This window comes from Rhodococcus sp. KRD175 (assembly GCF_017168275.1).
GTDB classification, from domain to species: Bacteria; Actinomycetota; Actinomycetes; order Mycobacteriales; family Mycobacteriaceae; genus Rhodococcoides; species Rhodococcoides fascians.
The window spans coordinates 34,400-52,633 of the sequence record NZ_JABFAQ010000011.1 but is presented as its reverse complement, the minus strand read 5'-3'; the positions used below and the strand labels follow the sequence as shown (position 1 = coordinate 52,633).

Below are 18,234 nucleotides of genomic sequence, written 5' to 3'. Positions count from 1 at the left end.
TCTCAGCGATCGATGAAGTCGTACTCGGCGAACTTCGCACCACCGGAAAGCTGCTCGTATCCCGGTCCACGATCGAAGAACGGCTCATCGAGGCCGCGCGCATTGCGCATCTCTGCACGCAGCTTCTCCGAAGCCTCCACATCCGCGGTCGCCGTGGCCTCGGCAATGACGACGCCGTAGTCCTTGGCCGCGAACTCGCGAGAGACTTTGCCCCACAGCACGTCCTGCTCCACCGACTCGATGGGACGCTCGAGCGGATCGCCCCAGCCGCCGCCACCCGTCGTGCGGATACGGATGGTGTCGCCCGCCAGGATCGGCTCGGCATCGGTCAACGCGTCGAACTCACGCTCGTTGGGCTGACCCGGATTGAGCGTCACCGAGAACGATCCGCCGGCCTTGCCGCCCTTGACGCCCCAGCACGCGAGAATCGAACGGTCGGCGATGGACATGAAGTGCGCATCCTTGAGCATCCGGATGTGCTTCTCGTAACCGAGGCCGCCGCGGTAGCGTCCGGCACCGCCGGAATCCGTGGCCAGACCGAGCTTTTCGACGATGAACGGGAAGCGGCTCTCGGTGAATTCGGTCGGCAGGTTCCGCGAATCGGGCACGACGTGGATGGTGTCTTCACCGTCCGCGTAATGCCGTCCACCGGAGCCGCCGCCGAGCACCTCACGCATGAGGTACGAGTTGCCGTCGAAGTCGTCGCCGTACACACCCGTGTAGCGGATGGTCTCCTGATCGGCAGGCATGTTGCCGTCCACAGCTTTTGCCACGACGCCGGCGAGCACACCGAGCAGACGCAGGATGACGAATGTACGAGCGTTGGTCGGAGCCGGGAAGATCGGGGTGATGAGCGTGCCCTTCTCGGGGAACTTCATCTCGATCAGCGGGATGACGCCCTCGTTGACGTCGAGCTCGGCCATGCGCTCGGGGGAGTCCGCGAGGTTGCGGAGCACCGGCGCAAGCCATTTGGCCAGGAAGTTGCCGTCGGCGTAATCACCACAGTGGTTGATCGGGCCCTTGGCCTGCGGTCCGGTGCCGGTGAAGTCGAGGATGAGTCGCTCGCCGCGCTCGTCCTCGGGACCGGTCTTGGTGAGTGTGATGCGCTGAACGTGCAACATGGGCTCGTCGACGCCGTCGTGCTCGGCGTAGTCCTCCCAGGTGTATTCACCTTTGGGGATCTTGCTCAGGATCTCGCGACGGTAGATCTCGGTGGTGGCATCCATCATGGAGTCGAAGCACGCCTCGACGGTGTCGATGCCGTAGCGCTCGTACAGCTCCGTCATCCGCCGCGCACCCATCAGGCACGCGGAGCATTCGGCGTCGAGATCGGCGGCCAACGCGTCGGGCATGCGCGAGTTGCGCGTCATGATGGTCAACGCAGCCTGGTTGGGTACACCCTGATCCCACAGCTTGATGGGCGGAACCATCAGGCCCTCTTCGTACACGGTGGTCGCACCGGACGGCATGGAGCCGGGGCAGCAGCCGCCGATGTCGTCGTGATGGCCGAAGGCCTGCACGAAAGCAACGACGGACGGCTCGGTGTCACCGGGCTTGGTAGCGAACACCGGCACGGTGACGCAGAGATCGGGCAGATGGCCGATGCCACCTTCGGAGAGGTAGACGTCGTTGTGGAAGTAGACGTCACCCGGCTTCATGGTCTCGAGCGGGAAGTCGCGAGCCACCGGATGCACCAGCGCGGAGTAGGAACGCCCCGTCAGCTTGCGCAGATTGCGGTCGTGAATTCCGGCGCGGAAATCGTGGGCGTCACGAATCATCGGTGACCGCGACGTCCGTGAAATGGCCGTCTCCACTTCCATTTCGACGCTCGCGAGGTAGCCGGCCACGATCTCGACGAGAACGGGGTCAGGCGCAGGCGCGTCGACCGGAGAGAGCCGGTAGGGCTTGTTGTTCACCATGTCGATGACGGTCATCAGTTCGCTCCGTTCGAGTCGAGAGTGCGGGTGATGCGGACGTTGCCGAACGTGTCGATGCGGGCGGAGAAGCCCGGATCGATCGGCACGGTGGAGCTGAATTCTTCGATGACGGCCGGTCCGGTGATCGTGTCGCCGGCTCCGAGATCCGCACGGCTGTAGATCGCGGTCTCGTGCCAGCCGTCGAAGTACGCCTGACGCGTTCCGGTGCGGGCACTTTCGGCTCCGGTGCCGGCGGCGATCTCCGACAGCACGGGGCGCTTGATGGGGCCGATACCGCTGACGCGCAGGTTGACCCACTCGACGAACTGACTCTGATCGCCGCGGAAGTCGTACCCGTACAGCTCGCGGTGAGCTTCGTGGAAGGCCTCGGCAGCCTGATCGATCGTGGTCTGGGTGATTTCACCGTCGGCGATCGGTACGCGCACCTCGAAGGCCTGACCGAAGTAGCGCAGGTCGGCCGAGCGTGCGTAGCGACGATCCTCGGCCGCGAAGCCCTCACCGGCGAGCGCCTCGTCGGCCCGAGATGCCAGCACTGCCAGCTCCGATTCCAGATCCTCGGCGCGCAGACGGTCGTGCCGGCTGACGTGCGTCTGCACGTAGTCGTTGCGCACATCGACGGTCAGCAAACCGAACGCCGAGACGTTGCCCGGGTTCAGCGGTACCAGAACGTCTTTCAGACCCAGGATGTCCACCAGGCGGCAGGCGAGCAGCGACCCGGAGCCGCCGAACGTGACGAGGGTGAAGTCGCGGACGTCGAGGCCACGCTTGACCGAGATCTGCCGCAGCGCATTGGCCTGGTTCCAGGCCGAGACCTCGAGGATGCCGGTGCCGCAGGCTTCGACCTCGAGCGAGAGCTGTTGCGCGAGGTCTTCGATGCCCTTGCGTGCCAGGTCGGTATCGAGGGGGATCTCGCCGCCGAGCAGGTGGGGAGGAATGCGGCCGAGCAGGACGTGGGCATCGGTGATGGTGGGCGCGGAGCCGCCGTTTCCGTAACACATGGGCCCGGGATCGGCACCGGCAGAATGCGGCCCGACGCGCAGCGTGCCCTCGGGTGTCATCCAGGCGATCGAGCCGCCGCCTGCGCCGACGGTGACGACGTCGATCATCGGGATCTTCGACGGGTAGTTGCCGACGCGTCCCTCGGTGGTCAGCGCGGGCTCGCCGCGGACCACGACGGTCACGTCGGTGGAAGTGCCGCCGCCGTCGCACGTCAACACCTGTTCGACGCCTGCAGCGCTGGCCACCAGGGCCGCACCCAGCGCACCGGCGGCCGGCCCGGAGAGCACGGTGGTGATGGGCTGGTGCACAACCTCTTTGGCGGACAGGACGCCGCCGTTGGACTTCATGACGTAGAACGGCACGTCGCGTGCATCACCGGATTCGGTGGCGAACTCCCGCAACCGGTTCGCGATGTTGTTGACGTAGCTGCGAATGTTCGGCTTCACGGCCGCGTCGACCAATGTGGTGATGGCGCGCTCGAATTCGCGGTACTCGCGCAGCACCTCGGTGGAGATGGAGACCGTGGCCTCGGGGTATTCCTCGAGCAGGATGTCGCGGACACGCTGTTCGTGGTCCGGGTTGGCGTAGGAGTGCACCAGGCAGACGCCGAGGGTCTTGACCCCCTCCGCCTTGAAGAATGCTGCTGCCGCGCGCACATCGTCGTCGTTGAGAGGGCGAATCTCGTTGCCGTCGAACGAGAGCCGGCCGCGGATGGTGCGGACGCGGTGCGCGGGCACGATGCGATCGGGCTTGACCCAGAAGTAGGAGTTGCCGTAGCCGTCGGGTACCGACTGGCGCGCGATCTCGAGTACGTGCTCGTAGCCCTCGGTGGTGATGAACCCCAGGTTCTCCACCTTGCCTTCGAGCAGCTTGTTGGTAGCGACGGTGGTGCCGTGGCTGACGGCGCTGAGCGAATCGCCGGATACCCCGAGCTGGCGGAGTACCTTGTCGATGCCGGTCAGGAATCCCTCGGCCGGATCACTCGGCGTCGACGGAGTCTTGGTGGTCACCATGGCTCCCGACTCCTCGTCCACTGCCACGACGTCGGTGAATGTGCCACCGGTGTCGATACCGACCCGAATCTTTCGTGGTTCCACGGTTCCTCCTCGATATGGTTCGTAGGCCACGCGTCCGTTGATCGGATCGGCGGGTACCTGACGTGTACTCACATTCGACCCGTTCTGCGTCTCAGTATCTTTGGCACAAGGTGCCAAACTCCGGCCGAGCATTTGAGCTTCGCGCGCCCTGCATCGGCGTCGAATTGGCAGTACTTGCAACGACAAAGGCCGCTCACCCCCGATCGCTGGGGATGAGCGGCCTTTGTCGTGAGCCGTGACGGTGCGAAGTTACCGGTGACAGGACGAGCGCGTGAGCAGTCCGCCCAACACGACTCCGGCCAGTGCGAAGCCTGCGCCGGCTGCCGCGGCCAGCAGTGTGCCGCGGACGGACTGCGCAGCGACGGGTGCGCCGGCACTCACAGCGCGTCCGGCCGCGACAGGCAGAGCAGTGGGGGTGGTGCCGGAATCGCTGGCTGTTACCTCCGCGGGCGCAGCAGCGGCCTCCGGCACCCCGTTGGCGATGACGCCGTCGAGACCGTTGAAGAACACCCCGGCCATCTTCTTGGCGACACCGGTGATCATGCGCTGACCGACACCGCCGACCATGCCGCCGACCACGGCGTCGGCGTCGTAGCTGAGCATCGTGCCGCCGCCTTCGGTGGGCTCGAGCTTGATGGTGACGTCGGCGCGCACCGTGCCCGGTGCGCCGGCACCGGAGGCGGTCATGACGAACGACTCGGGCCGATTCTGTTGCGAAAGCACCACTTCACCGTCGTAGGTGCCCTTGATGGCTGCGACGCCTGCGGTGATCGAGAGCTTGTAGTGATCGTCGCTCAACTGCTCGAGCGACTGCACTCCGGGGATGGTCGCGGCCAGTACCCGGCCGTCCTGCATGCTGTCGTACACCTCGGCGGGAGGTGCGGCCAGCGTGGCGGTTCCTGCGATTCTCATGAAATCTCCTCGGTTGTCTGAGCGACCGCATGGGTCAGCCGCAGCTCGTACAGGTCGGACGGTGAAATGGGCATCGAGGTGATCGAAAAGCCTTCGGCATCTTCGACAGCGGCCGCGATGACGGCGCTGGTGGGGATGACGCCGGCTTCGCCGGCACCCTTCATGCCCAACGGATTGAGCCCGGACGGGGTGACGGTGTGGTCCATCTCGATGGTCTCGGGAACTTCGGTGACGAACGGCATGAGGAAGTCCATGAACGAGGCGTTCAGTAATTGCCCGTGCTCGTCGTAGGCAATCTTCTCGTACAACGCGCCGCCGATTCCCTGGGCGACGCCGCCGTGAATCTGGCCCTCGACGATCCGAGGGTTGATGACGTTGCCGCAGTCGTGCACCACCGCGTAGCGCTCGACGTGGATCTCGGCCGTCACCGGATCGGTCTCGACGATCGCCGCGTGGATGCCCGACGCGAACGTCGAGCGCGGGGGCGAGTAGTAACCGGTGGCTTCCAGGCCCGGCTGTTCGCCCTCCGGCACCGGCGGGATCGTCATGTCGGTGTCCATCTTGGCGAACCCGGTGGCCTGCCTCGACTCTTTGTCGAAGGCATAGCGCAGCGGATTGGACAGTACGGCAACAACACCGAGGGAGATGGACGTGCCCTCTGCCGCGGGTTCGGTGCCGATCTTGCAGACGTAGCCCCCGCGCAATTCGAGCTCGACGGGGTCGAGATCGAGCGCACGACCGGCGATGACCTTCGCTTTATCGGCGACCATCTGCGCGGCCACGTGGAACGCCGAACCGGACATCACCGCACCGCGAGAGGCGAATGTGCCGACTGCATAACCGAATCGACGAGTATCGCCGGTGGTGATCTCGACGTCGGCGATGGAGACACCCAGGTCATCGGCGACGATCTGCGCGAACGTCGTCTGATGGCCCTGGCCCTGCGTCGTCAAGCCCGTTGCGCCCTTGACCTTTCCCGAGTTCTCGATGAGCACGTGCGCGCCCTCGTACGGCCCCGGGCCGGTGCCCTCGACGTAGGCACCGACACCGATACCGACGGTGCGGCCTTGCGCTGCAGCCTGCTTCTTGTATTCGGGGAAGCCGTCCCAGTCGATCAGCGCCTTGAGCTTGTCGATGCCGGCCTGGTAATCGCCGGTGTCGTAGATCAACGGTCGACCGTCCTGGAACATCAATCCGAAGTCGTAGGGCATCTCCTCGGGCCTGATGAGGTTCTTCTCGCGTACCTCGAGTCGGTCCTTGCCGAGGTACTGGGCAATGGCGTCCATCGACCGTTCCATCGCGAACACACCCTGCGGGCGGCCCGCTCCTCGATAGGGAATGACGATGACGGTGTTGGTGTACAGCGAATAACCGTTGCAGCGGAACGAGACCGGCTTGTAGGGCCCGAGCACCTGCGTCGCGGTGTTGATCAGCACGATGATGCCGTACGGCAGGTACGCGCCGTTGTCGTGCCAGACGGTGAAGTCGAACGCCAGCAGCCGTCCCTCGTCGTCGAAACCGAGGGTGACCTCTTGGACCTGTGCGCGTTCGTGGGCGCTCGAGATGAAGTGCTCGCGGCGGTCCTCGACCCACTTGACCTCGTTGGAGATGCCGGCGCGGCCGAGCTGCCTGGCTGCCCACGTCACCATGACCTCCTCCGGCCACGGGTGCATGATCTTGACGCCGAAGCCGCCACCGACATCCGGGGCGATGCAGTGAATCTTGTTCATCGCCATGCCGAGTCGCGCCGCGACGGCCGCGCGCACCGACGTGGAGGTCTGTGTCGACGACCAGAAGGTCAGCGTCTCCTCGTCGCTGTCCCAGCGCGCGTAGACGCCTTTGCCCTCCATCGGCATCGCCGCCGAACGCTCGATGTTCAGGTCGAGGGTGATGCGGTGTGGTGCGGCGGCCAGTTCGGCGTCGATGTCTCCGAAACCGTGCTGCAGGTGCGCGGCCACGTTGTCCGGAACGTCGTCGTGTACTCGCCGAGCCGCGACGCGCGCGGTGTCGATGCCGACCACGGGTTCGAGGATGTCGTAGCGGACGTCGATGACGGCGCAGGCGTCTTCGGCCACGTAGCGGTTCGTTGCGATGACCATGACGATGGCCTCACCGACGTGATTGACCTCGTCCTTGGCGAGCGGGAATCCGTTGCGCGGAGCCACGATTGCCGGATGGGGGATCAGCAGCGGCAGCCCTTCGGCCATCTCGGCCGAGTCCGCTTCGAGATCGTCGTAGGTGTACACCGCGTGCACGCCCGGCATGGCCAGCGCGTCGTCGATATCGATGGCGGTGATGCGTGCATGTGCGTGTGGGGAGCGCACGAAGGCGGCGATCAGCGCGCCGTGACCGAGGTCGTCGAGATACTTGCCCTTGCCGCTGAGCAGGCGCTCGTCCTCCGACCGTGACAGCGGCTGGCCGAACAGGGGAGCGGTGTTGGTGGGAGTGTGCGGCGGTGCGGTGCGCGTGGTGCTCATGCTCGGCCCATCCGTCCGCCGACGGGACTGGTGGATCCGCGTACCTTGCGGTCGAGTGCGGCACGACTCGACTCGTCGTCGGGACCGAGCGGAAACTCTCCCGCCCGTTCGCGTTTGATCTCGGCGGCGCGCAGCACCGAGGCCTTGATGTTCTGATAGCCGGTACACCGACAGATGTTGCCGGCGATGGCCTCGGTGGCTTCCGCCTGCGTCGGCGAGTCGTTCTCTTCGAGGAACGCGGCGATCGTCGTGACGAATCCCGGTGTGCAGAAACCGCACTGCAGACCGTGGCAGTCCTTGAAGGCCTGCTGCACGGGATGCAGAGTGCCGTCCGGCTCGACGAGGCCTTCGACCGTGGTGACGGTCTGGCCTTCTAGGCTGGCGGCGAGCATCAGGCAGGCCCGGACGGGCTTGCCGTCGAGAAGCACGGTGCACGCGCCGCACACGCCGTGCTCACATCCGACGTGGGTGCCGGTCTGGCGAAGGTCGTGGCGGATGGCGTCCGACGCGAGGGTGCGGGCCGGGACGACGATCGTCTGCTTGGTTGCGTTGAGGGTGAACGTCACCTGTACGTGTTGTTCACCGGTCTCCGCCATCAGATCGTCCAACTGCTGTTCGATATCTGTTGTCTTCATCAGTGGTTCACTCCGGAATCGGCGTGCTGCGGGTGAGCGGACTTCGACGACGCGCCGTCGACTGCGGCGGCCATCACCACCCGTGCGGTCAGTGCTGCGACGAGTTGGGATCGGTACGCCGCGGTGGCATGAATATCGGACTCGGTCTCGACGCGTCGACGTGCGTCCTCCGACAACGCGTTCCACTTCGGATCACGTGCGTCGGACACAGCGGCCCCACCGATGACATCGGAGTAGTCGACGACCTCGCCGAATTCTCCGGCGGATACGTAGGTGACGTGCGCGGTGCGCACCGCGTTCTCGGCAACGGTGACGCGGGCCGCGACCCCGACGAGCGCGTAGTCACCGTGGCGTCGCGCAACCTCGTCGATGGCCGTGCCCTCGCCGGATCTGGCGGCGGGAACCGTTGCGGCGATCGCGATCTCGTCGGTGTCGAGCGAGGACTCCAACGGCCCGAGGAACAGATCCTTCGCCGCGATCTCCCGGCGGCCGCGGACGGACTGCACCGTCACCGAACCGTCGAGCAACCGGATGACGGCAGGCATCTCGGCCGACGGGTCTGCATGGACGATCGATCCGACGGTGGTCCCACGGTTCCGGATGGTCGCGTGGGCCACCAGCTGCAGTGCCCGTCCGAGCAACGGCTGCGTCCGGGCGGCAGCCCGGTTCGACGCGAGCGACGCGTGCGTGGCCAGAGCCGCGAACGTGACGCCCGAGTCGGTCGACCCGGTGATGTCGTCGAGACCGTCGATACCGGTGATGTCGATCAGGTTCCCAGGAGCGGCCAGGCGCATCGACAGCATCGGAATCAGGGATTGCCCGCCGGCGAGTACCTTGCCGTCCACCTCGGCCAGAATCCGGCACGCCTCCTCGATCGACCGCGGCCGATGGTATTTCAATGGAGAAGGTTTCATATCCCGATCCTGCCTGCCTGTGCCTGGAAGTGTTTCGTCAAGAGGTGACAAACGTCACGCCCCAGTGTTGCAATCGCTCGTTACCGCAACGGCTTCAGGGTGTCGACCTCGCCGGCAACCCCGTCTCCGTCGTTACCGTCGGAACGTGCTGTGGTAGAGGAGGATCGATGCCGAGGCGACGCGTCGACCGGTGTCTTCATGTGGGCCGGGGCAATGCGAGCGCACAGGTGGTAGAGCCCTATGACGACGATCGTGCCGAGGGAGATACCGCTCAACGAGAACGAATCGCTGAACACGAGCGAGGTGTCGCCGATCGCGATGATCAGACCCGCGGCAACCGGCATCATGTTGAGCGGGTTGCCGAAGTCGACACCGTTCTCGCGCCAGATCTTGGCACCCAGCAGACCGATCATGCCGTAGAGGACGACGGTGATACCGCCGAGTACGCCGCCGGGGGTGGCCGAGATCAGCGCGCCGAACTTCGGCGAGAATCCGAGGATCATGGCGATGATTCCGGCCGCCGTGTATGCCGCCGTCGAATAGACCTTGGTCGCCGCCATGACGCCGATGTTCTCGGCGTAGGTCGTCGTCGGTGAGCCACCGACCGAGCTGGCCATGACCGTTGCGATGCCGTCGGCAGCGAGTGCCCGGCCCATCATCGGGTCGAGATCGTCACCGGTCATCTCCGCGACAGCCTTGACGTGGCCCGCATTCTCGGCGATCAGAGCGATGACACCCGGGAGGACGAGAACGATGAAGGCGAGACTGAACGACGGTGCGTGAATGCCGACGATGCCGTTGGCCTCGTCGCTGAACGGCGGGAGTCCGAACCATTGCGACGCCTCGACACCCGACCAGTTGACGCGGAAGTGCTCGGTGACCTCGCCGGCCGTGGCGTCGTAGGACGTGATGGGCCCGGATACGAGGTCGAGGATCCAGGACAGCGCGTACCCGAAGACCAGCGACAGCAGAATTGCGATTCGACCGAGGAACCCGCGCAACGCCACGCTCATGACGATGAGCACGAACATCACTGCGAGAGCTACCCATTGGTCCTGCGGCCAGTAGGTGCTGGCTACGACGGGCGCGAGATTGAAGCCGATCAACATGACTACCGCACCGGTGACGACCGGGGGCAGCACCCGCACCACGACGCCGCCGCCCATGAAGTGGATGGCGAGCCCGGCGAGAGCCAGGACGAGGCCCGATACGAGGATGGCACCGGTGACCTCGGCCGACGTTCCACCCTGCGCTCGGATGGCCGCGACACCGCCGACGAACACCGCGGACGTGCCGAGGTAGCTGGGGATGCGGCCCTTGACCATGAGTAGGAAGAAGATGGTGCAGAAGCCCGACATCAGAATGGCGAGTTGAGGATTGAGTCCCATGATGATGGGGAAGACGAATGTGGCCCCGAACATCGACACCACATGCTGGCCGCCGAGACTGATGGTGCGGCCCCAGTTCAACCGTTCGTTCGGCGCGACGACGTCACCCGGTCGAACATTCTTTCCGTCTCCGTGAATCTTCCAGATAGGCATGTCGAGCCTTTCTCCAACGTATCGAACCGGGGTGGTTCGCGGGATGGGTAAAGCATTGTCCTGCAACGTTACTGACGCATTTCCAAATCGCTACGAGCGCAATCTGCCAAGCGCTCGATGGTGGGTCCGTCACATGTGGTGGTCGGTTCCGCGCATGGCCATGATTTTCAGCGCAAGGGAAAGATCCAGGCGTAGATCGGCGCGATCGGTGAAGGGGCCCAGTATCTTTTCGAGTTTCGTTATTCGGTATCGCAAGGTGTTGTAGTGAAAGTGCAGTGCCCGAGCGGTTTCGGCGATGTTGATGTTGGTGGCCAGCAACGTCTCCAGCGTTCTGCGCATGTCGCGTGCCTCGTCGTCGTGTCCGGCGAGGTCGTGCAGGGTTTCCCGAGTGAACGATTCGAGCTCGTCGACGTTGTCCACCAGGCTCAGTAGTCGGAACACGCCGAGTTCGTCGAACGTGGTGACGGCCCAGTCCCCGGATACCTGCCGGCCGACCTTCAACGCGGTACGCGCCTGGCCGTACCTGCTGGGGATGTCGGCCACCGTGGTGCACGGACGCGAAATCCCGACCGTGAACGGTTGCCGACCACCGCCGCCGTCTCCGTGCACTCGTTCGACGATCTCGTGCACGTCCGCGACCGTCGTCGGACGTTCGCCCATGATGATGACGGTCTCGGTGCCGAGGGCGGCGATGGCGGCCTGCGGATCTCGTTGTGCCAGAGCCCCTGCGAAAGCCGACATCTGCCGATCGACGAGTGGCCTGCGGCCGGGCGTCGGTTCGTCGTCGAGGTGTGGGATCGGTTCGATCGCAACGATCACCACCGGCCTGCCGAGATCCCAGCCGAAGCGTCGAGCATGCGCCACCGCGTGTGCGTGCTCGCCGCCTCGGCCCAGGAGAAGATCGCGCAGAAAATTCGATCGGTGTTTCTCCTCGACTGCCGACAGCGCGAGATCGCGAGTGACGACCATCGCCAACACGCCTGCGGCCGCGTCGGCAGTGTGCAGGTCCGATTCCGTCAAAGGCCGACGTGAGGAGAACAGGACGATGCGTCCGTGGTCGACTCCGTTGGCAGTAATGGCGCATACCGCGATCGAATTGCCCTGTTGCGAACGAAGACCGAGGCCGCCGTCGACGGAGTCGGTGCGCAGTCTTCCGGTGGGATCGAGGGCGGTGCTGGTGCGGAGGGCGGACAGTTCGTCGTCACTGCCTGCCGAGGCAAGTTCGCGTCCGTCCACCGTGGTGATCGACACTGCCACATCGCATTCGACCGAGGTTGCGAATGCCAGTTGTGCCACCCCGCCGCCGGCGAGCGTGATGTCGGTCAATGCCCGGCGCAGACGTTCGGACCGAAACATCGCTCGTGCCTGCGTCTTTGCGTTGTCGCGTAGGCCCGCGGTGAGATCGTGCCCGGGGTCGAGTTCGCCGCAGACCTGAACCAGCGGCAGGCCCAGTGTCTCGGCACTCACGCCGACGCTGTCCGGAACGGCGATGTCGTCGTCCACCCGCACCAGAATCCCGGCAACGCCGAGGGAATGGGCTCGGGACAGCAGCGCGGCCGTCGGCTCCGTCAGGTGCGTGAGGGCCTCGCTCGTCGTGGACAACAGGTCACCCGGCCGAATCCAGAACCGAATGCCGGCGGGGTCGTCGACATGATTGATTCTGCGTACCGGCCGGCCGAGGCCGGCGCGACCGGCGAGCACCGTGGCGTGCGCCAGCAGGTTCGAGCCCAGCACGGTCTCGACGGTATGCGGTACCTCCGTGGTGGGCGAGCGTCGCTCGTCGTGCAGTGTCAGCACCTGACGGCCGATCGAACGGGTGATGTCGCGTCGATCTCGGCAGCGGCATCGCGGTGGATCGGCCCACTGAGACTTCGCAATTCGAGCCCGGTCGTCTGCCGTGAGACCTTGAGGATCTCGGCCACGATGGAGATCGCCGTTTCCGGTGGAGTGGAGGCCCCCAGATCGAGCCCGATGGGGGAGTGCAACCGAGCCAGCTCGCTCTCGGTCACCCCGCGCTCGCCGAGCAGTTCCACCCGGCGGCGGTGGGTAGATCGACTGCCCAGCGCGCCCACGTATGCGGCACCACTGCGCAGCGCAACCTCGAGCAAAGGGATGTCGAACTTCTCGTCGTGGGTGAGAACGGTGATGACGGTGCGCTCGTCCACCGGCGCAGTAGCGAGGAACGTGTGCGGCCACGTCACCACGACGTCGTGAGCGTCGGGGAATCGGGCCCGGGTGGCGAACACCGGGCGGGCGTCGACGACGGTGACGGTGAAGCCGGCGAACGTGCCAAGGCGACACATCGCAGCGGCGAAATCGATGGCACCGAACACATACATCCGAGGCGGTGGTCCGAACAACTCGACCATGACGGACCGCGCGCCGTCGTCGGCGATGCGAATGTCCAAGCCGGACTCGCCGCGGTGCAGTCGGTCGAGAACGGCGAGACCCACGCTCGAACCGTCGGACTCGATGTCGGTGAGACCGTCGGAATCGACGGTTGCCTCCGTTCCCAGAACCGCCAGCCGCGTCGGGGCCCCGGTGGTGAGGTCGGTGAGCACGGCCACCGGCTCGCCGCTCGAGACCAGACGAGCGACGTCTTCGAGTGCCGCGCACGCGTCGCTGTCGATGAGACGAACGAACACCTCGATGGTGCCGCCGCACGTGAGACCCACGCCGATCGCGTCGTCGTCCGCTACCCGGTAGGTCTCGCTCCTGGCCATACCGTCGGCGAGGACGTCGTTCGCCAGCTCGTACAGGGCACCTTCGATGCAGCCGCCGGAAACGCTGCCGACGACCTGACCGGACGCGGCGACCGCCATTGCCGCACCCGGGGGGCGCGGCGACGACTGCCACGTACGTACCACCGTGGCCAGGGCGAACGGCTCACGTTCGCGCAGCCACGGGGCCACGTCGTCGAGAATGTCGCGCATGCCGCCGCCTTTCGATCGGATGAGTGATGCCCATCACGCTAGTTGCTGGCGCGCGCCGACCATGAAACACATTTCGACCAAATCGACAGCGGGTCGTTGTAAGAACCTGCCGTCGCGGTACGGATGGACGGACCGAGCGGACTACGTCAGAGCAGCGGCGACGGCGAGAGCGTGATGCTCGTGCCACGGCTTGGCGATGATCTGCACTCCGATCGGCAGACCGCTACTGGAGGTGGCAACGGGAATCACCACCGAGGGCACCCCGAGGATGCTGATCGCTCGGCTGCTCGCCAACGCCTGCGACCACGACAGAGCTGCACCGTCGACCTCGAAGCTCGTCTCACCGAGAGGAGGGGCGAGGATCGATGCAACGGGAAGTATCAGGACATCGCCCATCGTGGACACCAGCTGGTGCTGCATCTCGGCGCGTCGAGCCCACAGTGCCTCGACGTCTGCGGCTGTGGTGGTTCGGACGGCAGCAAGGATGGCCCGGATGTTGGCGCTGAACTCGGCGGGGCCGTATTGCTCGATGTCCGTTTGGGTTTCGCAGGCCCGCATCCGAGTGAACAGGTCATGAGCGCCGTGTAATGCGGTGCCCTCGTACGGCGTCACCGATCCGACGAACGGCTCTGTGCGCAGAGCTGCGGCCTCGACGGCAGCGCGGATCTCCGCATCGACCGGAATCGTGCCTTCACCTGTCGCCCAACGGATATCGAGCTTGCGAGTGTCGACGTCCGCCGGGTCGAGCCACCTGTACTGCGGCTGCGACAGCACGCGCAGCAACAGGATCACGTCGTCGAGAGTGCGGGCCATGGGTCCGATGGTCTGCACGGTGCCGTGCATGGTCGCCGGATTCGTCAGCACTCGGTTGTCGCTCATGACACCGGGATACTGCCCCTCGGAGTCGATTCGGCCCGGTGTCGGCCTGATCGAGCACAGACCGGTGCAGTGCGCGGGCCACCGCACCGAGCCACCGAAATCGGTGCCCAGTCCCACCACGCTCATGCCCGACGCGATGGCCGCCGACTCACCGCCGCTGCTCCCGCCCGGTGACAGCTTCGTGCCGGCGGGGGAGAGCGGGTTGACGGTGTAGCCGAACAGGTCGTTGTGCGTCAGTCCGCTGGCACCGAACTCGGGTGTGTTGGTCTTACCGATCAGGATTGCGCCCTCGGCGCGCATTCGGGCAACGGCGGGAGCGTCGACGCGAGGGACGTTGTCCGCGAGCGCATGTGAACCCGCCGTGGTGCGAACTCCGGCGGTGGCGATCAGGTCCTTGACCGTGAAAGGCACTCCGGCGAGGTCGCCGACCCGCTCGCCGCGGGCGATGCGGGCATCGATTCCGTCGGCTGCCAGCAGTGCCGATTCGGCAGCGACGGTGACGATCGCATTCAGCTCGGGATTGATTCGGCCGATGTGTTCGAGGTGCTGCTCGATCACCTCGCGTGCGGACACGGTGCCGGCCTGCACTGCTGCCGCGAGTGCGACGGCGTCGGTTCCGATCGAATTGCCCTCAGGCACTGAGTGTCTCCTCGGGTGGTGTCACAGCCCCTTCATCTCCGCGACCCGCAGCGCCAGCGCTACATCCAGGCGCAGAATCGGATCGGTGGTGAACGGGCCGACGATGGACTCCAGCTTGCCGATGCGGTAGCGGAGCGTGTTGTAGTGGAAATGCAAGACGCGGGCGGTCTCTGCCACGTTGCAGTTGGTGTCCAGCAGCGCCTGCAACGTCTGGCGCAGGTCGACGGCATCGGCGTCGTCGCCGGCGAGTGAGCCCAACACCTCGGTAGCGAAGGCCTGCAGCTCGGCTCCGTCGGTGACCAATGACAGCAGTCGATGCACGCCGAGGCCGTCGAAATGCGCTACCGATCCGTTTCCGCGCATACGGCGTCCTACGACGACTGCTTTGCGGGCTTGATCGTAGGCGCGCGGAATGTCGGCAACGGAGTCGATGACGCGGCTCACGCCCGCGCCGAACGAGTTTCGTCCGCCGCCCTTGTCTCCGGCGACGGAGGCGATCAGATCCTCGACGACGTCCCGTTCGGTGCCGGGTTCGGCCGGCATCAGCGTGACGACCTCGTTGCTGAACCCGACGACGGGAGCCCGTCGATCGCGCCTGCGCACCACCTGCTGCCACGCCGCGGTCAGCCGCTCCTGTGGCAGGCGGCCGGACACGGCCGGCTTCACCGAGTTGCTCACGGCAACCTCGGCGATTTCGTCCAATTGGGCAACGATGACGACCATGCTCCGGTCCACGTCCCAGTCGAGCTGGGCGCAGTACTCGATGATCTGTTCGGGGGATTCGGTTGCGCCGTTGAGGACGTCCCGCAGGAAGTCGCCGCGAAACTTGGACTCGACTGCAGAGACCGCGAGCTTCTTGATGACCGCCAACGCCACGACGGTGGCCGCGCGTTCGAGGGACTGCATCGTGACGGGACCGAGTCGCTCGGCGGCCGCCACGGCCACGATCAGTCCGTGGTCGGTGCCGCCCGCGATGATCGGTGCGACGGCAATGCGGTGCCCGCTGTCGCCCGGTACCGGTTGCAGGCCTTCGTTGAGTCGTTCGGTGAGCAGACGACCGGACGGGTCGAACAGGGGCATCTCTTCCAGGGCCGCAAGATCTGCGTCTGCTCCTGCTGTGGCCTGGACTCGACCGTCCGGAGTGCAGATGAGCACCGAGGCCTCGAAGAGCGTGGCGACCTCATCGGCGATCTGAGGTAGATCGCCGCCTTCGAGCACGATCGAGGTCAGTGCTCGATGCATGCGATCGGCGATATCCAACGCCCACGCCTGCCGGTCGACGAGGTGTGTGAACACCTCGGAGATGACCTCGTCGAAGCCGACATCCCGGCGAATGAGGAAGAGCGGCAGGCCGAGTCGATCCGCTGCCTCGATCATCGCAGCGGGCACGTCTCCGAAGTAGCGTCCTTCTTTGACTCCTAGCGCTGCCGCGCCGCGTTCGGCGAGTCCCTCGACCAGCTCCACCAGGGCACCGGCACCGAACGGGCGGCCCGAATCTGCATGCCGCAGTGGGAAACCCGTTGTCAGCAGCAGTTCGTTCGGTTTCACCCACGGCAGGATGTCGGGTACTTCGATGACGTTGACGCGTCGAACCACATTCTCGAGTCCCTGCTCGCCCGCAACAAGAGTGGACCCGGAGAGGCTGGGGAGTGCAAGCAATTCTGCGACGGTGAGCGCGTAACTCGCCGACGCCGGGAAGTCTCGTACTCGTGGCCGAAGCGCACCGACCATGTCATCCATTGTTCAACAATACTGTGTTGCGCATGTCGCGACGGCGGGGGATCAGCCGACGTGCAGTGCCGGCGGGAGTACGCGTTCGACCCACCGCGAGGCCTGCTCGTAGGCGTAGGCGAGCTGCAGAACCGCCCGGTCGGCACCGTGCCTGCCGATGATCTGGACCCCCATCGGCAGACCGCGATCGTCGAACCCGACCGGGACGGCGGCGGCAGGAACGCCGGTCATCGTCCAGGGCACCACCGTTTCCATCCACCGGTGATAGGTGTCCATGGGTCGACCCGCGATGGACTGCGGCCAGTGTTGGTCCTTGTCGAACGGGAACACCTGAGCGGTGGGCGCGAGAACGAAGTCGTAGGTCTCGAACAATGTCGTCAGTGCGCTCTGCCAGTCGTTGCGAGCCTGCGCTGCCTTGGTGACGTCGAGTGCGGTCAATGCGACGGCATGCTCCATCTCCCACAGCATTTCGGGCTTCATCAGCTCCCTCGTGCGCGGGTTCTCGTACAGATCGGCCATCCCGAGCTGCGCCCACCACCGCCACGTCAGGAACGAGTCCCAGATCTTCGCCGGGTCGTACGACGGCACGGTGCTCTCCACTGCGCAGCCGAGGTCCTCGAAGACGGTGAACGACGACTCACACAGATCGAGGACACCGGGTTCGGTAGCCAGGTGACCGTTCCAGTCTCCGACCCACGCGATGCGGGCACCGCGGAAGCTGCGTTCGAGAGTGCGGGTGAAGATCTCCGGATCCTCGTCGATTCCGAGGGGCGCGTTGGCATCCGGGCCCGCCATCGTCGACAGCAGATGTGCGACATCGGTGACCGATCGGCCCATCGGTCCGGCGACCGCGCCCTGAGCGATGAAGCCCGGCTCGGGAATGCGTCCCCACGACGGGCGAAAACCGACCACATTGTTGAAGGCTGCGGGGTTGCGCAGTGATCCCATGTAGTCGGTGCCGTCGGCGACGGGCAGCATGCGCAGGGCCAATGCTGCCGCCGCACCTCCGCTGCTTCCGCCTGCAGTGCGCGAGGTGTCGTAGGGCGAGACGGTGGTTCCGTACACCGGGTTGTACGTCTGAGATCCGAACCCGAATTCCGGTGTGTTGGTCTTGCCGATCACGATGGCACCGGCCGCTTTCACGCGGGCGACGAACAGATCGTCCGCGTCGGCGATGCGATCGGCGAAGATCGGTGACCCCGATGTGAACGGTAGCCCTCGGGCTGCCGACAGATCCTTGACCGCATGGGGAAATCCGTGCATCCAGCCGAGATACTGCCCGTCCGAGAGCTGCCGATCTCGCTCGCGTGCCTCGGCCAGCAGGTCGTCGCGATCACGCAGGGCGACAATGGCATTGACCGTCGGATTGTGTGCCTCGATGTGGTCGAGGTACGCCGTCATGGTCTCGACGCACGAGACCTCGCGGCGCTTGATCTTGCCGCTGAGCTCGACCGCGTCGGACATGAGAAGTTCGGCGGCGGATCCGACGGTGGTTGCCATGGTGGTTCCTTCGTTCGAGAGAGACGCAGAAGCAGGGAGG

Annotated in this window: 12 protein-coding genes; all 12 read right to left on the bottom strand. The window is 65.5% G+C overall.

The genetic code is table 11. The features are described 5' to 3' along the window. Positions 1-2: 2 nt before the first annotated feature. On the bottom strand, positions 3-1,934 hold the full coding sequence (locus J1M81_RS16725; protein WP_032399122.1) for a hydantoinase B/oxoprolinase family protein: 1,932 nt from the start codon (positions 1,932-1,934) through the stop codon (positions 3-5). Next, positions 1,934-4,033 (bottom strand): hydantoinase/oxoprolinase family protein, encoded by a 2,100-nt coding sequence (locus J1M81_RS16720; RefSeq protein WP_206498405.1) that lies wholly within the window; start codon positions 4,031-4,033, stop codon positions 1,934-1,936. Before J1M81_RS16720 ends, J1M81_RS16725 begins: the two co-directional genes overlap by 1 nt. A gap of 249 nt (positions 4,034-4,282) precedes the next feature. Next, positions 4,283-4,945 carry a carbon monoxide dehydrogenase subunit G gene (locus J1M81_RS16715; RefSeq protein ID WP_063216770.1) on the bottom strand — a complete coding sequence of 221 codons (663 nt, stop codon included), beginning with the start codon at positions 4,943-4,945 and terminating at the stop codon, positions 4,283-4,285. After that, positions 4,942-7,422 (bottom strand): aerobic carbon-monoxide dehydrogenase large subunit, encoded by a 2,481-nt coding sequence (gene cutA, locus J1M81_RS16710; protein WP_206498404.1) that lies wholly within the window; start codon positions 7,420-7,422, stop codon positions 4,942-4,944. The genes J1M81_RS16715 and cutA overlap by 4 nt, the downstream gene beginning before the upstream one ends. Next, entirely contained in the window at positions 7,419-8,057 is a 639-nt protein-coding gene (locus J1M81_RS16705; RefSeq protein WP_032384874.1) for a (2Fe-2S)-binding protein, read from the bottom strand. The genes cutA and J1M81_RS16705 overlap by 4 nt, the downstream gene beginning before the upstream one ends. Beyond that, complete coding sequence (locus tag J1M81_RS16700) at positions 8,057-8,971, bottom strand: xanthine dehydrogenase family protein subunit M (RefSeq protein ID WP_206498403.1); 915 nt, start codon at positions 8,969-8,971, stop codon at positions 8,057-8,059. Before J1M81_RS16700 ends, J1M81_RS16705 begins: the two co-directional genes overlap by 1 nt. Before the next feature lie 80 nt (positions 8,972-9,051). After that, positions 9,052-10,512: a uracil-xanthine permease family protein gene (locus tag J1M81_RS16695; RefSeq protein WP_052063147.1), complete on the bottom strand. Its 1,461-nt coding sequence runs from the start codon at positions 10,510-10,512 to the stop codon at positions 9,052-9,054. A gap of 129 nt (positions 10,513-10,641) precedes the next feature. After that, positions 10,642-12,309 carry a helix-turn-helix domain-containing protein gene (locus J1M81_RS16690; protein WP_206498402.1) on the bottom strand — a complete coding sequence of 556 codons (1,668 nt, stop codon included), beginning with the start codon at positions 12,307-12,309 and terminating at the stop codon, positions 10,642-10,644. Continuing rightward, complete coding sequence (locus tag J1M81_RS16685) at positions 12,303-13,445, bottom strand: XdhC family protein (RefSeq protein WP_206498401.1); 1,143 nt, start codon at positions 13,443-13,445, stop codon at positions 12,303-12,305. Before J1M81_RS16685 ends, J1M81_RS16690 begins: the two co-directional genes overlap by 7 nt. Before the next feature lie 141 nt (positions 13,446-13,586). After that, the gene (locus J1M81_RS16680; RefSeq protein WP_206498400.1) at positions 13,587-14,963 is read right to left on the bottom strand and encodes an amidase; all 1,377 of its coding nucleotides are present in this window, start codon (positions 14,961-14,963) and stop codon (positions 13,587-13,589) included. 21 nt (positions 14,964-14,984) lie between these two features. After that, positions 14,985-16,703, bottom strand: a complete 1,719-nt coding sequence (locus tag J1M81_RS16675) for a PucR family transcriptional regulator (protein ID WP_206498399.1) — start codon at positions 16,701-16,703, stop codon at positions 14,985-14,987. Positions 16,704-16,745: 42 nt separating this feature from the next. Beyond that, positions 16,746-18,194, bottom strand: a complete 1,449-nt coding sequence (locus J1M81_RS16670) for an amidase (protein WP_206498398.1) — start codon at positions 18,192-18,194, stop codon at positions 16,746-16,748. Between the last annotated feature and the right edge of the window lie 40 nt (positions 18,195-18,234).